11 protein-coding genes are annotated in these 15,902 nt (G+C 41.2%); 4 read left to right on the forward strand and 7 right to left on the reverse strand.

Features of this window, described 5'->3' with window-relative positions; genetic code table 11:
* Positions 1-83: 83 nt before the first annotated feature.
* Together mutT and secA are read right to left on the reverse strand one after the other, a co-directional pair.
* Positions 84-482: an 8-oxo-dGTP diphosphatase MutT gene (gene mutT / locus ACTRWE_RS03450; RefSeq protein ID WP_016899312.1), complete on the reverse strand. Its 399-nt coding sequence runs from the start codon at positions 480-482 to the stop codon at positions 84-86.
* A 70-nt stretch (positions 483-552) separates the two neighbouring features.
* Entirely contained in the window at positions 553-3,261 is a 2,709-nt protein-coding gene (gene secA, locus ACTRWE_RS03455) for a preprotein translocase subunit SecA (RefSeq protein ID WP_462879498.1), read from the reverse strand.
* A gap of 608 nt (positions 3,262-3,869) precedes the next feature.
* Between secA and ACTRWE_RS03460 the strand changes: the two genes are divergently transcribed.
* Positions 3,870-4,640, forward strand: coding sequence for a Rossmann-fold NAD(P)-binding domain-containing protein (locus tag ACTRWE_RS03460; protein ID WP_411738140.1), 771 nt, complete (start codon positions 3,870-3,872; stop codon positions 4,638-4,640).
* On the opposite strand, the gene hutH is transcribed toward ACTRWE_RS03460, so the two are convergent.
* Genes hutH through hutC form a run of 3 tightly spaced genes read right to left on the reverse strand, consistent with a single transcriptional unit; the run spans position 4,637 to position 8,597 of the window.
* A complete protein-coding gene (hutH, locus tag ACTRWE_RS03465; protein ID WP_411738139.1) occupies positions 4,637-6,169 on the reverse strand; it encodes a histidine ammonia-lyase in 1,533 nt (510 codons plus the stop codon). The two genes, ACTRWE_RS03460 and hutH, sit on opposite strands and share 4 nt — an antisense overlap.
* Positions 6,166-7,845, reverse strand: coding sequence for a urocanate hydratase (hutU, locus tag ACTRWE_RS03470; protein ID WP_411738138.1), 1,680 nt, complete (start codon positions 7,843-7,845; stop codon positions 6,166-6,168). Before hutU ends, hutH begins: the two co-directional genes overlap by 4 nt.
* A gap of 29 nt (positions 7,846-7,874) precedes the next feature.
* Complete coding sequence (gene hutC, locus ACTRWE_RS03475) at positions 7,875-8,597, reverse strand: histidine utilization repressor (RefSeq protein WP_411738137.1); 723 nt, start codon at positions 8,595-8,597, stop codon at positions 7,875-7,877.
* 110 nt (positions 8,598-8,707) lie between these two features.
* On the opposite strand from hutC, the gene hutI reads away from it, so the two are divergent.
* Positions 8,708-9,955, forward strand: coding sequence for an imidazolonepropionase (gene hutI / locus ACTRWE_RS03480; protein ID WP_411738136.1), 1,248 nt, complete (start codon positions 8,708-8,710; stop codon positions 9,953-9,955).
* 59 nt (positions 9,956-10,014) lie between these two features.
* Positions 10,015-11,739 (forward strand): EAL domain-containing protein, encoded by a 1,725-nt coding sequence (locus ACTRWE_RS03485; RefSeq protein ID WP_462879535.1) that lies wholly within the window; start codon positions 10,015-10,017, stop codon positions 11,737-11,739.
* Positions 11,740-12,011: 272 nt separating this feature from the next.
* Here ACTRWE_RS03485 and ACTRWE_RS03490 read toward each other — a convergent pair whose 3' ends face one another.
* Positions 12,012-13,061 carry a formimidoylglutamase gene (locus ACTRWE_RS03490; protein ID WP_090494866.1) on the reverse strand — a complete coding sequence of 350 codons (1,050 nt, stop codon included), beginning with the start codon at positions 13,059-13,061 and terminating at the stop codon, positions 12,012-12,014.
* A 1-nt stretch (position 13,062) separates the two neighbouring features.
* A complete protein-coding gene (gene rraA / locus ACTRWE_RS03495) occupies positions 13,063-13,560 on the reverse strand; it encodes a ribonuclease E activity regulator RraA (protein WP_008115004.1) in 498 nt (165 codons plus the stop codon).
* Positions 13,561-13,988: 428 nt separating this feature from the next.
* Between rraA and ACTRWE_RS03500 the strand changes: the two genes are divergently transcribed.
* Complete coding sequence (locus ACTRWE_RS03500; protein WP_090494865.1) at positions 13,989-15,869, forward strand: methyl-accepting chemotaxis protein; 1,881 nt, start codon at positions 13,989-13,991, stop codon at positions 15,867-15,869.
* Positions 15,870-15,902: the final 33 nt, after the last annotated feature.

The raw sequence follows: 15,902 nt of genomic DNA on the forward strand, positions 1-15,902 counted from the left end.
TTAGCCCCACTAATCGCAAAATAAAAAGCCAGTGAGCATGATGCTCACTGGCTTTTTAGTTACTTTTATACCTGATGATAAAACTAGCTATATTTCGTTTTTATGGCGCTGATAATCTCGACATTGGCTGCAGGAAAATCATAGTTATCTAGTTCGTCTATACTTACCCATTCGCTTGGTTGCCCTTCTGCGCCATGAGCTTGACCATTAAAGTTACTGACCACGTGTACATTAAGTCGTACGCATTTATCGCCATAGTCGTGCTCTATAGTGACAAGTTCGCTTGAGCTATGAATAGTCAGTCCTACTTCTTCAAATAATTCGCGCTTCAGTGCTTGAAAAACACTTTCTCCGGCTTCAACTTTTCCGCCTGGAAATTCCCATAAGCCGCCTTGGTGCTGTTCATCTGCACGTTTACAAATAAACACATTGTTGTTTTTTTTAATTACACCCACAGCAACATTGATGATTACTTTAGTCATTATCTCTCCCTTAAATAGCATAAAAAAAGCGACGCAAGCGTCGCTTTTTATCTAACTTAACAAAGTGGTGTTATTTTAATTTACCACAACATTGTTTGTATTTTTGACCTGAACCACATGGACATGGATCGTTACGACCCACTTTTGGCTCGCTACGCGCCATAACCTGAGCGCTTTGTGGTGCTTCACCACCTACGTGCTCTGCTTCTTCATGTTGATATTCGCGAGGGGCATTTTCACTTTTACGGTGTTGCTCTTCTACTTTTTCAACATCTTCTTCAGCGCGAACTTGCACTTTACTTAAAATACCGACGACATCGACTTTTAAGTTTTCTAGCATTTCAGAGAACAATTCAAACGACTCACGTTTGTATTCTTGCTTAGGATTCTTTTGTGCATAACCACGTAAGTGAATACCTTGGCGTAAGTGATCCATTGCAGCAAGATGGTCTTTCCAATGTTGGTCAAGACTTTGAAGCATAATGGCTTTTTCAAACTGACGTAGTACAGAATCGCCAACCATTTCTTCTTTTTGCTTGTAAGCTTGTTCAACCGCTTCTTCAATACGCTCACGCAGTTTTTCTTCGTACAGTTTATTGTCATCAGCTAACCACTGAGTAATTGGTAACTCAATTAAGAAGTCTTGTTTTAAGCGTTCTTCAAGTCCTGGTATATCCCACATTTCAGCCAAGCTTTGTGGAGCAATGTATTGATCAATCACACCAGCGAGCACATCACCACGGATAGCAGTAATCGTTTCTGAAATATCACCTTCTTCAAGCAATTCATTACGTTGAGAGTAAACAACACGACGTTGGTCGTTTGCTACATCATCGTACTCAAGTAGCTGTTTACGCACATCAAAGTTACGTGCTTCTACTTTACGCTGAGCGTTTTCGATTGCGCGGTTAACCCATGGATGTTCAATCGCTTCGCCGCGTTGCATACCTAGTTTACGCATCATATTAGTCATGCGCTCACCAGCAAAAATACGCATTAACGCATCGTCCATCGATAGGTAGAAACGGCTTGAACCGGCATCACCTTGACGGCCAGAACGACCACGTAATTGGTTATCAATACGACGTGATTCATGACGCTCAGTACCAATAATGTGTAAGCCGCCAGCATCAATTACCGCATCATGACGAATTTTCCATGCTGCTTTTATTTCAGCAATTTGTTCGTCAGTTGGGTTCTCAAGTTTTTCAACTTCGCTGTTCCAATTACCACCAAGTACAATATCGGTACCACGACCGGCCATGTTGGTGGCAATGGTGACTGTGCCTGGTAAGCCCGCATCAGAAACAATGTCTGCTTCTTGTGCGTGGAATTTAGCATTAAGTACGTTGTGCTTAATTTTTTCTTTGCGTAAAAACTGCGATAAGTACTCAGAGCTTTCAATTGAGATAGTACCTACAAGTACCGGCTGACCACGTTCTTGACAGTCTTTAATGTCTGCTAAAATCGCTTCGTACTTTTCTTCTTGCGTTAAGTAAACTAAATCAGCGCGATCATCGCGGATCATTGGTTTATTGGTTGGCATAACCACAGTGTCTAAACCGTAGATAGACTGAAACTCAAACGCTTCTGTGTCGGCTGTGCCTGTCATACCTGCTAGCGTTTCGTACAAGCGGAAGTAATTTTGGAACGTAATAGAGGCTAATGTTTGGTTCTCGTTTTGAATTTTCACACCTTCTTTTGCCTCTACAGCTTGGTGTAAACCTTCTGACCAACGACGCCCTTCCATTGAACGACCCGTGTGTTCATCAATAATGATAACTTCGTTTTCTTTAATAACGTAGTCAACATCTTTTTGGTAAAGCTTATGCGCACGAAGAGCTGCATAAACGTGGCTAAGTAGCGTGATGCTCGCTGCTGAATACAGTGAGTCACCTTCTTCAATTAGGCCGCGCTCGGTAAGTAACTCTTCTACTTTTATTTGCCCACGCTCAGTAAGATGAACTTGCTTAGATTTTTCATCGATGGTGAAATCGCCATCGCCTTCAATTCCTTCCTCGTCTTCTTTTTCTTGTAATTCAAGTAGAGGAACAATGGTATTAATTTCAGTGTATAGCTCAGAGCTATCTTCAGCGGGACCAGAAATAATCAGTGGCGTACGTGCTTCATCAATAAGGATTGAATCCACTTCATCCACTACAGCATAAAATAATGGGCGTTGTACGCGCTCATCAATACTAAATGCCATGTTGTCACGCAGGTAATCAAAACCAAATTCGTTATTGGTACCGTAAGTGATGTCAGCTGCATAAGCTTGTTTTTTCTGTTGTGGCATCATGCCCGGAACATTACAGCCTACGGTTAACCCTAAAAATTCAAATAATGGGCGATTGGTTTCAGCATCACGCTTAGCCAAGTAGTCATTTACGGTAATGACATGAACACCTTTACCTGTTAAGCCATTTAAATATGCTGGAAGTGTCGCGGTTAGGGTTTTACCTTCACCAGTACGCATTTCTGCAATACGGCCTTGTTGTAAAACCATACCACCTAATAATTGCACGTCGAAGTGACGCATACCGTTTACACGCTTTGACGCCTCACGTACCACAGCAAATGCTTCTGGTAGAATATCGCTTAGGCTTTGTCCGTTATCGTAACGTTCTCTAAACTCAGCTGTTTTAGCTTTTAAATCTTCATCTGAAAGCGCTTCTAGTTGCGTTTCAAGTGCATTGATCAGTGCGACCGTCTTTCTTAGGTTTTTAATAGTGCGGTCATTGCGACTACCAAAAATCTTGGTAAATAAATTAGATATCATGATAAAACCGTTACAATGTGTTTTTTTGCTAGCCGTGCATCGGCTAACCCATTTTTTACAATTGATAATTAATGTATTCTTTGAATTAACCTTTAGGACACATTAATTAGCAATTTTGTATTAAGCTGCTTAAAAAGCACTGTTTATTACCTGCGCTACTATACCAGACTCTGCTAAACATCAAACTACCTCAATAAAAAGATCTTCATTTAAAACAGAAAAATGAGATCTCGCTCATAAAAATAGCATTATGTAGCTAAAGTTGATTAGAAATGCTTTAAAGATATGGTGTTGAATAAATTAAAAACAAGAGCAAAGCGCTTAAATTTCACCCTTAAATGCCTTGTTTGTCGCTATCGTTTTTTAATCCTTAAATTGAGCAATAATTTTATTAATTAATCTCGGTAGGTCACTTAAGTCATGCGGTTTATCGGCAGATATGTATGCACGGAAGCCTTATCATTAAAGAGGTTGTTAATCGTAAAAAAGGTGTATGTTAATATCTTCTGTAACCAGCGTTTGCTAATATTATTTTTAGTAGCATAGAGTTAGTCATCTTTTTTATTGCTATATAACACGTTGATTGAGTTTAATAAAAGGGTAATAAAGTGCAAACCAACAAAGATAACTTAGTAGTCCTTGGCGCTGGTTGGCTTGGCCAAGCCTTATGTATTGATGCACAAAAACAAGGTTGGCAAGTGCAAGGAACTCATCGAAGTGACACTCATCAATTTGATTTTGAGCGTCAGTTTGTTCTACAAAACGGCGAGCTGCAGCACCAAGTGGATTTACAAAACGCGTACTGGGTGTGTGCTATACCTCCGCGCAGTCGTGACAGCGAAAGTGATTATTCTCAAGTGCTGGAGCAGGGGTTAAAGCTGGCAACTGAACTTAATTGCAAAGGTTTTTTATTGTGCTCATCGACTGGGGTATATGACCAAGAACCTGGCGTTTATAGTGAAAGTAGCGATATATCTGGCACTAACGAGCGACAAATAAACCTCTATGATGCTGAAGAGCAAGTACTTGAACAGCAAGGTAAAGTTCTAAGATTAGCCGGATTGTTGGGGCCAAACAGAGAGCCGGGTCGTTTTGTGGCAGGTAAAGAGCTCAACACCTCTAGTCAGCAAGTGGTGAACATGGTGCATCAACAAGATGTGATCAATGCCATTTATGCGGTACTCAACAATTGGTCACAAGGGCAAAGTATTTATAATGTAGTTAACCCTGCGCACCCGAGCAAAGCAGATTATTATGCAAAAAAGTGTGAGCTGTATGGCACACAAATGCCAAGTTTTAGTAGTGATGAAGTCGCTGAGCGCAAAGTTATTGGCTCAGCGATAGAAGCGTTGGGTTTTAGTTATCAGTATGGTATTTAATAAGAAGGTAAGGGGGAGTGGCTTATGAAGTCACACAACTTACCTTCACTTAGTAGCGTGTTGGCCGCTTCAATATCGGGAGCAAAATACCGGTCTTTGTCGTAATAGCTAACATGTTGGCGTAGCAGTGCTTTGGCACTTTCTACTTTATCACACGCGCGTAGTGGTGCTCTAAATTCAAGCCCTTGGGCAGCACTTAGCCATTCTATGGCTAGTACGCCCTGCGTATTATTAGCCATATCAACCAGTCGTCGTGCTGCAAACGTTGCCATGGAAACATGGTCTTCCTGATTAGCTGAAGTCGGTAAGCTATCTACCGAAGCTGGGTGTGCTAAGGATTTGTTTTCAGAGGCCAGTGCAGCAGCGGTGACTTGAGCAATCATAAATCCTGAATTTACCCCGCCGTTTTTTACTAAAAATGGCGGTAATTTTGATAAATTAGAGTCAATCAGTAGGGCAATACGTCGCTCAGCTAAGGCGCCAATTTCAGCAATAGCAATCGCCAGGTTATCAGCGGCCATAGCAACGGGCTCAGCATGAAAGTTTCCGCCTGAAATAATATCCCCTACATCGGCGAATACGAGAGGGTTATCGGTTACTCCGTTTGATTCACACAGTAGTACTTCGGCGGCTTGACGTATTTGGGTTAAACATGCACCAAGAACTTGCGGCTGGCAGCGCAGGCAATATGGGTCTTGTACTTTTTCACAATTAATATGTGAGTCACTAATTTGTGAGTGGGTATCGAGTAATTCTCTAAATACGTGAGCCGTATCTATTTGCCCTTGCTGACCACGAATGTAATGAATACGCGCATCAAATGGCGCGCGACTGCCCATGGCCGCTTCTATACTGATAGAGCCAATAACACAGCTTTGTGCGTACAAGTCTTCGGCTCTAAATAAGCCTTGTAGTGCAAATGCAGTGGATGCTTGGGTGCCATTCAATAAGGCTAACCCTTCTTTTGCAGCTAATGTTAGTGGCTCAAGACCTGCAATTTTTAGCCCTTGTGTAGCGCTTATCAGCTCACCTTGATAACGCATTTTACCCTCACCTAATAAAGGCAAACACATATGCGCAAGCGGTGCTAAATCGCCCGATGCACCCACTGAGCCCTTTTTAGGCACGCAAGGGTAAACTTCACTTTTAAGCAGCTGCATAAAAAACTCAAGCACAGCTAAGCGAATACCAGAATAACCGCGCGATAAAGAGTTTATTTTTAGCGTGATCATCAATCTAACGGTGCTGTCATCCATTAACTCACCAATACCTGCGGCGTGTGAAAGCACGATACTACGTTGTAATAGTTCGAGTTCATCGTCAGCGATTTTAGTATTGGCCAATAACCCAAAGCCGGTATTAATACCATATACAGTGCGATGCTCGTTTATCACGTTTTGTACTGTTTGGGCACTGGCTGCTATTTGCGCCTGTGCATCATTGGCCAGAGTTAAGTGTATGGCTGATTTGTTAATTTTTCTTAGCGTGTTTAAATCAAGCTGACCCGGTTTGAGTGTATATGAAATCATGACTTGTCCTCATTAAGCATTGGTAAGTCTAGCTGCTGCTGTTGCGCGCAGTTTTTTGCAATTTCATAACCCGCATCAGCATGGCGCATTACACCGGTGGCGGGATCGTTCCATAATACTCGAGCAAGACGCTGTTCTGCTTCATCGGTACCATCGGCAACAATCACTACGCCTGAGTGCTGGCTAAACCCCATGCCTACACCACCGCCATGGTGAAGCGATACCCAAGTAGCACCGCCTGCGGTATTAAGCAGGGCATTTAATAGTGGCCAATCGGAGACCGCGTCAGAGCCATCTTTCATACTTTCAGTTTCACGGTTAGGACTGGCAACTGAGCCTGAATCGAGATGATCTCGTCCAATAACTACCGGCGCTTTAAGCTCACCGCTTTTAACCATATCGTTAAAGGCAACAGCTAGGCGCGCTCTGTCTTTTAAACCTACCCAACAAATACGTGCAGGTAAGCCTTGAAATTGAATTCGCTCACGCGCCATATCAAGCCAATTATGAAGATGTTTATCATCTGGAATTAGCTCTTTTACTTTTGCATCGGTTTTATAAATATCTTCAGGATCGCCAGATAGCGCTACCCACCTAAACGGGCCAATACCTTCACAAAATAATGGACGAATATACGCAGGCACAAACCCAGGGAAATCAAATGCATTACTCACGCCTTCTTCTAGCGCCATTTGACGAATATTATTGCCATAGTCGGTAGTCGCTGCCCCCGCTTTTTGTAATGCCAGCATCGCCTTTACTTGGACTGCCATTGACTGTTTAGCCGCTTTTACAACTGCTTGTGGGTTATCGATTCGCATTTTAGCTGCGTATTCCATACTCCAATCTTGTGGCAGGTAACCGTTAAGTGGATCATGAGCTGAGGTTTGATCGGTAACTATATCGGGGGTCACCCCACTTTTTACTAAGGTACTAAACACATCGGCGGCATTACCTAGTAAACCAACAGAAAGCGCTTCACCTTTTATGCAAGCATCTGTTATTAATTTTAGTGCATGCTCAAGATCTGTGGCTTTTACATCGACATATCCTGTTTTTATCCGAAAATCGATACGGCTTTCATCACATTCCACCACCAAGGCACTAAAGCCTGCCATAGTAGCCGCTAATGGTTGCGCCCCCCCCATACCTCCAAGGCCACCCGTTAATACCCACTTACCTTTAGCATTATCAGCAAAATGTTGTTTTGCCATAGCCACAAAGGTTTCGTAAGTGCCTTGAACAATCCCTTGAGAACCAATATAAATCCAAGAGCCAGCGGTCATTTGACCGTACATCATCAAGCCTTTTTTATCTAACTCGTTAAAGTGCTCCCAGTTTGCCCAGTGCGGAACAAGGTTAGAATTTGCAATTAATACCCGCGGTGCATTGCTATGAGTTTTAAATACACCCACCGGTTTGCCAGATTGCACTAATAGGGTTTCGTCATCTTCTAGGCGTTCAAGCGTTTCAATTATTTTGTCATAGCTTGGCCAGTCACGCGCAGCACGGCCAATCCCGCCATACACCACCAAAGCTTGAGGGTGCTCGGCAACATCAGGGTCTAAATTATTCATTAGCATGCGTTTAGCTGCTTCAGTTTGCCAGCTTTTTGTGGTTATTTGATTACCATGTTGCGCGCGTATTGTGCGCTGTGTGTCCAGTCGATGATTCATTTTTCACTCCTGTTAAATAGTGTTAAGCGTTATGCGCTTTTATTATTATTTTTAAATGTTAATTGTCCGCCTAAGCGATACTTACTGCCCGGCGATATAAGTCGTGCAAAGCTTACAATTCCGTTTACCGACCAAGTACGGCGTATTACTTGTAAACAGGGCTCTTCATTATATAAGTTAAGCCATTGGCACATTTCACTGCTTGGTGTAATAGCCTCTACCGTGTGCCTTGCTTGTGTTAAAGGGGCAACTGTTGATAAGTATTCGTGTGGGGTAAGGGCGGTAAAATCTTGTTGTAAATAATCTTTTGCAAGGGGCGGATTTACAAAGCGCTCTTCGACTTGTAAGGGGCTGTCGTTTTCGTTATGAATAATGACACTTCGGTACACCACGCTATCTACCTCCACACCTAAAGCAATTGCAATTGGCGCCACGGCATTAATCGATTCTAATACTTGCACTGTGCAGCTGTAGTTTCCGTTTCGCTCTTTTACTTCATTGGCGATGTTTTTAATTTCAAGTAATGACGACTGTGATTTGAAGCTTGCTACAAACGTACCTAGCCCTTGGCTACGGGTTAAAATGCCTGTATCAGTTAGCTCACTTAACGCTCGACGTGCGGTCATTCTGCTTACCGAAAACTGCTTTGCCAGTTCATTTTCTGAGGGCACGCGTTGGTTTTCAAGCCAAAGCCCACTGCGTATTTTGTCCACAATAAACTGTTTTATTTGTGTAAATTTAGGTGTTGGCATAAACGCTTTTGGTGTATTAAAAATAAACAATACTTAATAAGATGGCATAATTACCTTGTATATACAAGATGTGTTGTTAAACTCGTTTGAACATTATCGCGGAGAAACTTATGCAAGCCACAGAATCTACAGAACAGTTAAATGATATCGATTTATTGCTCACAGATGCCAACATTGCGACCATGGATAGCAATATTGATGCGCCTTATGGGGCGATAGAAAATGCGGCATTAGCTATTAAAAATGGCAAAATAGTGTGGCTAGGTAAGCAAGCTGACTTACCTAATTTTGATGTGTTAGCCACCCCGATATTAAGTGTAAAAGGGCAATGGTTAACCCCAGGCTTAATTGATTGCCATACACATTTAGTGTTTGCCGGTTCTCGTGCGCAAGAGTTTGAGCAGCGTTTGCAGGGCGTGAGCTATCAGCAAATAGCCGCGCAGGGAGGGGGAATAGCAAGTACAGTTAAAGCAACCCGAGAGGCTGACCACGAACAGTTATTTGTAGCAGCAAAAGAGCGTTTAAATGCATTGTTAGCTGAAGGGGTGACGACGGTTGAAATTAAGTCAGGGTATGGGCTTGATATAGACAATGAGAAAAAAATATTGGAGGTGGCTAGGCTATTAAATCAACATCATCCTATTGAAGTGGTTAACACCTTTTTAGGGGCACATGCGCTACCTTTGGAGTTTAAAAACCGCAGTGATGATTACATAGATTTGGTATGCAATGAAATGCTAAGCACGCTTGTTGAACATGACCTAGTGGATGCAGTTGACGTATTTTGTGAAGATATTGGCTTTAGCTACGCACAAACACAACGCGTATTTGATGCAGCTAAAAAACAGGGTTTGGCAATCAAGTGTCATGCCGAGCAATTATCAAATCAACACGGTGCAGCGCTGGTAGCACAATACAATGGCCTGTCGGCTGATCATTTAGAATACCTTGATGAAGCCGGCGTTAAAGCTATGGCAAACGCAGGCACTGTGGCGGTATTACTGCCTGGGGCTTTTTATTTTTTAAAAGAAACGAAATACCCACCAATTGAGCTGTTAAAGAAATACAAAGTACCCATTGCGATCGCCAGTGACTTTAATCCCGGCACATCACCCTTGTGTTCGTTGCAATTAATGATGAATATGGCCTGTACCTTATTTAATTTCACCCCAGAGCAGGCATTAACTGGCGTAACAGCACATGCGGCTCGTGCTTTAGGTTTTACTGATAGAGGGGTATTAAAAGTTGGCGCTCGCGCAGATATAGCTCATTGGCAAATTGACCACCCTGCACAATTAAGTTATCAGTTTGGGGTAAATAAACTGTTAAATTTATGGATATTGGGTAAACTTAGTTAGTTTGTATAAAATTAACTCTTAAACCTATGTTTTATTTAATGTCAGTGAGTACGTCAGCTATGGATGGAACGTTATTGAGCTACAGCAATTTAGCTATTTTTTTAAGTGGTGCACTTTTAATGGCAATGGTTGCCACGCTATTAACCGTTAAAAGTAACGTTATGAGACTCAGCTTTTTATGTACTGGGCTCATTGGCTTAGCTATGGTCAGTAGTGCAATACCTTGGCTCGCTATTTTACTAGCGCTAGGTTTTGGTTTTAATTTATATCAAGCGAAGTTACAAAAGCAAAAAAAACCGCTTCTTATCAGTGCCTGTGCAAGCGCATTTCTTGTTTTATTATTAATAGGGTATCTCTTTTTTACGCTGCATTTAGCGTGGTTGCTCATGGCTATTTTACTGCTCTCAGTCAGTGGTTTTTTAGCTGATAATGAGCCTAAAACTACTGCGCCTTTAAAGCCGCAAACCGAGCCTGAGGTGTATGTTGAAAACTCACCCTTAGCCAGCTTCCCCGATAAACAACAGTTACGTCAAAAGTATAATGAGCTTACCAATGAAGGTTCATTCAGAGCCGCACTTATTGTATTAAGGCTAGAGGGGTTTGCGCAGGTAAATCAGCATATTGGACGAGATTTTGGTGACTTATTGTTGTCGCAGTCGGCAAATCGAATAAAAGACTTACTAGACAGTGATGAAGTGTTGTTCCTTGCTCCGCATGCTAAATTAGCGCATTTAGGCGGGTTAAATTTTGCGTTTATTTGTGATCTACAAAGCCATAATCATTTACATCAACAGCTTATCAAGCAAATTATTGGCGCTACATTAAAGCCCTTTAACGTAGCTAATTGCACTATTGAAGTAAAGGTAAGAGCCAGTTATGTTCATTGCGATCAACAAAGTACGAGCTTTGATGATTTAATTAGTTATGCGTATTTGGCACTTGATAGTCAGCCAAGTAAACAAATAGTGGCTTATCATCAACAAATGACGGTTGAGCATTTAGAACAACAAGCGCGATTAACAGAGCTTGCGAATATCAGCTTTGCTGATGAGTTTGAGCTGTTTTTTCAACCCGTTATTCGCAACGGCGATGGCCAAATTGAATTTTTAGAATTGTTATTACGTTGGCAACACCCCACGCAAGGCACCTTATCGGCAAGCCGATTTATAAATGATATTAGAATTGCAGGGCTTGGTTATTCACTGGCTACCTTTGTTATAGAGCGTGCTGGCGAATTAGCCATGGCACTTCGCATGGAAGGGATGTCGGTACCTTTGAGTGTTAATTTATTTGGCCCAGAAATGCTCAATGAAGAGTTTGTTGATTTTGTTTACGGAGTAATTGGTGAGCATCAACTAAGGCCAGGCGATTTAATTATTGAATGTCCGCTTCATGTTTTTACCAGCCTCGATGATAAAGGCAGAGCCATGATCGCAAGGCTTAATAGTTTAGGTTTAAAAGTGTGTGTTGATGGTTTAGGTGATAACCCTGTATTACTTTCTAAGTTACCAAGTTTAGCGGTGGAGTATATTAAGGTATCTCCTGCCTTAACTGCTGACTTTAGTAATCAAAATAATATACGCAGCTTAGTAAGCGGCATGGTAGAAATGCATAATCAGCAACAAACAAAAGTGATTTTTGAAGGTGTTGAAACACTGGACCAACTTAAATTTGTGAAAAGTTTGAAAGCTTATGCCTCACAAGGCTACTACTTTGGACACCCTTTAAGTAGCTTAGGGTTAATGAGTTGGTTTAAACAGTGGTTACAGGCACAAGAAGACTAGGGTCTGTTGATCTTTCAAGGTTAAATTTGCAGCAGTCTGTTTGGTATTTAGGCAAGGCAGAGCCTATGTGGTGTGGTTATTCCCCATAAATAGGCGATAACGCAGCATCAATGCCAAACAGGCGCAGCCCTTCGGGTTCTGCCTAGGGGCGATTTACTCTTTGTTGCTCGATTTTTACTTAGCCCACTAGGTTACAAACCTCGCGCCGCGATTAAATAGCCCCTAGTTTGAACAAATTTTAATCCGCAAAGGTCAACAGACCCTAGGGAAGATTAGATTTTTTGCTTTGTTTGTAGGTAGGTATTTACTAAGGCGCTGATTACTTGACCACATTGTAATTTACCTGCAGCAAGAGAGTGAGGATGTTGTGACGGTGCTGCTTCGCATAAATGTAAATAAGCACTGTGATGATTACTTGCAGCTAAATAAACATAATGCTCGCCATCGCTAACATCAAAACCGCAATAATTAAATGCGCTTGCAGGCATGTTGGTTAGGCTATCTAAATCAACTTCTATTCCTAACGGTGCGTTATCAAATGCGTTTAGTGCATTGTTAGTTGCCTCCGTTAAACTTATTTCTCGCCTAACATTAATCGCTTGATAGCTGGTGAAACTAAATTTTGCACTTTGCATCGCATTAAAAATTTGTTGATTATTTTTAAGCTCATGTAAGCCAATTACATGATAACTGTTAAGGTGCTGCTCTTGATAGGCGTAATGAAAACCATTGCCACTGTGTCTGCCTTCACACTCTCTAAAGTCGGCATGGGGGTCTAAATTAATGGCGTTAATTGCGCTGTTTTTATATTTTGCAAGCGAGCGAATAATACCTAAGCAGTTGTTATGTCCGCCACCAATAATGATGGGTTCAAGACCGGCTTTAAAAATCATGCTTAAAATTGCTTCAACCCGCACATCAATCTCAGCGCACAACTGACGTAATTGGTCTAAATCGAGAGGATTTTGGTTATCAAGCGAGTGTGCTTGTTCCATTAAGTCATCGAGGTTTACTTCGCCAAGCAGTAACACTTTTTGCATGGCAATAGCGTGATTGTGAGGTTGGTTTAAAAAGTGTTGTAAAAAAGCGGGCCAAGCATGCTGTGCTCCGCCTTTACCTAAATTGGCTCTAGGTCCAATGTCTTCGCAAACGCCCAGTAAAACAAAGCGCATACCAAATTGTGCAGCATCAGTAAGCGCTTGTTGTATATTAACGTTTGCGTCAAGTAATGCCATTGACTGCCACGCTTTTTGTTCACCTGCACGGTTAGAACAAATGCGCTTGAGCGTGCTTTCGTTATATACTTTAAGGTGTGCTGTCACGCTACAGTTCTATTATTTCTAGCTCTAATTCTTCAGCAGAAAGTACAATACCTGTACTGTCGGCATAAACAAAATCATCATCGAAAAATGATACACCCGCAAAGTTAACGCCTATGCCGCTTTCACCCGCGCCTTCACTGTCAGCTGCAACCGGAATTGATCCAATGGCTTGAATTCCTAAATCCAGTTCTTCAAGTTCATCAACATGGCGCAGTGCACCATATACAATAATACCTTGCCAATTGTTTTCAAGTGCCAGCTCAGCCAGTTCAATATCAATTAAGGCTCTACGAGTGGAGCCTCCACCATCAATAAGTAAAATCTGATCTGTACCATCTTGAGAAAGCAATTGACGGATCAGTTCATTATTTTCAAAACATTTTACCGTTTTAATGCGGCCACCAAAACTGTGTCGACCACCAAAGTTGATGAACATAGGTTCAAGCACGTCAACCACATCAGCGAAATGGTCACATAAATCAGAAGTGCTGTAATCCATTATTTTATCCTCAAAAGATACATAAGTTAGTAACTTAGTATACCCTCCTTATATTCAATAACAACGACTTAATTGCAGTAAATTTAGCCAGAAATAGAACTAAATCAATAACACGACTCATAATTTTTTAATAAAATTGTCATCTTTATAAATAAATATTTTTAAAGCTATGGACTGAGCGTTTATAAGTGCGAGAGATTTAAGTTCTGATTGGCGAGACTGTTAAAATTAAACAATACTGTGATCAGGCCGATGATTATATTGTCCATTTGTATAAAGGGAGTTTGTTAATGGTTAAATTTTACTGGTAGCCCTTTTTTATGGTTTTTAATGATAGGCATTATTGTTTATTTCATGTAACAAAATTATGTTAATACAAGAAAGCATCACGTTATACTGAACTGGCAAATTTAATATAGGTATTTACAATGAACTTTTTACAGAATCTAACGATTAAACGTCGTTTACAATTTAACGCATTAATCGTTGGCTTAGCCATGATTGTTATGCTGTGCATCATCATTTATGAAGCACGTATTATGCTTAAATTAAATGAAACTATTCAGTACGCTGAAGAGCTAGATGTGCATGAGCTTTCGATGCGTAAATACGAAAAAGACTTTTTGTTTTACAAAGATGAGTCTAGTTTAGAGCTATTTGCACAAGAATATAAAAAACTACAATTTAAACTAGAAAAGCTATCTGTTTTATCTGCAGATTTAAATATTGCTACGGCTCAGGTCAATCAATTTTCTACGTTAGCCCAACAGTACTATGACGACTTTCAAAATGTTGTAAAACTACAGCGTAAAATCGGGTTGCACCCAAAAGACGCTTTATATGGCGAGCTGCGAGAAGCAGTTCATAAAATAGAAACATTGCTTAGTGAGCAAAATAATTACCAATTACTCACCACTATGCTACAGCTACGCCGAGCTGAAAAAGATTTTATGTTACGTTTAGATACCAAGTATTTAGATCGATTTAATAAATTAGCAAGCGAGTTAAAACAACAAGTAAATGCTGCAGAGCTACCTAATAATTTACGCAATCAATTGGTCTCGTTAATGACCAACTACCAAAATAAATTTACTGCATTGGTAGAGGCGCAGGTGGAACTAGGCGTCGATTTAAATTCGGGTGCCCTAGGGAAAATGAGAATAAGTGTTAAGAAAAGTGATGAAGTGGTCACTTTGATCACTACTGCGACTAAAGAGCAAGTAACTGAAACGGCGCAGCAGGCGCAATTATTGGCAATAGTCATTTTTATAATTGCAAGTATTATCGTTATGCTGCTTGTGTACTTAACCAGTCGTTCAATTATCCAACCTATAGAAAAAGTTTATCAAGCAATAGATAAGATCAGAAAAAGCAATGACTTAAGCTTGTTTATAGAGCATAAAGGGAAAGATGAAGTAACGAGGATGACCATAGACTTTAATAGTTTAATTAGTGACTTTAAAGATCTCATCTATGAAGTAAATACGGCTCTAACAACGCTTAATATAGCAACAGGGAATCTATCTGAAACAACCTCAGCGACTAGCTCTGGTATGCAAGAGCAATTACATGAAGCGGATATGGTAGCAACCGCTGCTACAGAAATGCAGGCAACGATTCAAGATATTTCACACAATACTGAAGCCGCCGCTAAAAAAGCTGAATCGACCAATGTAAGCGCCCAGCAAGGTCAGGTTGAAGTAGAGTCAACCATTAAGCATATTAATGCCTTATCTGATTCACTTGGTAAAGCTTCCAGCGTGGTGTCTCAGCTAGAAAAAGATGGTGAAACCATAGGTTCTGTGCTTGATGTGATACGTGCGATTGCAGAGCAAACTAATTTACTTGCTTTAAATGCTGCCATTGAAGCGGCGAGAGCGGGTGAACAAGGTCGTGGCTTTGCGGTTGTTGCAGATGAAGTGCGCTCACTTGCACAGCGTACACAGGAGTCAACCAGCGAAATAGAAGGCATTATTAACACCCTACAACAGCGTACTCAAGAAGTTGTGAGTATCATGCACCAATGTCGTACTCAAGGTGGCGAAAGTGCTACACAAGCAACAAAAGCGGGTGAGCTGCTAGGATCAATTACCATTGATGTGCAAACTATTATGGAAATGAGTACACATATTGCTACTGCTATTGATGAGCAAAGTCAGGTGGCTTCTGAGGTAAATAAAAACGTGGTCCGTATTCGAGATATTGCCGAGGGGGCTGCGGCTCACTCACAAACTAATGCGCAAACCAGTGAAGAGGTCTCTGAGCAAGCAAGGGTACTTCATCAAGCAATTTCAAAATATAAGGTTTAACTACTAACAGAAAAAAGTGGCTTAATTGCCGCT

The sequence above is a fragment of the Pseudoalteromonas sp. G5_S1_54_S4 genome (genome assembly GCF_054968565.1).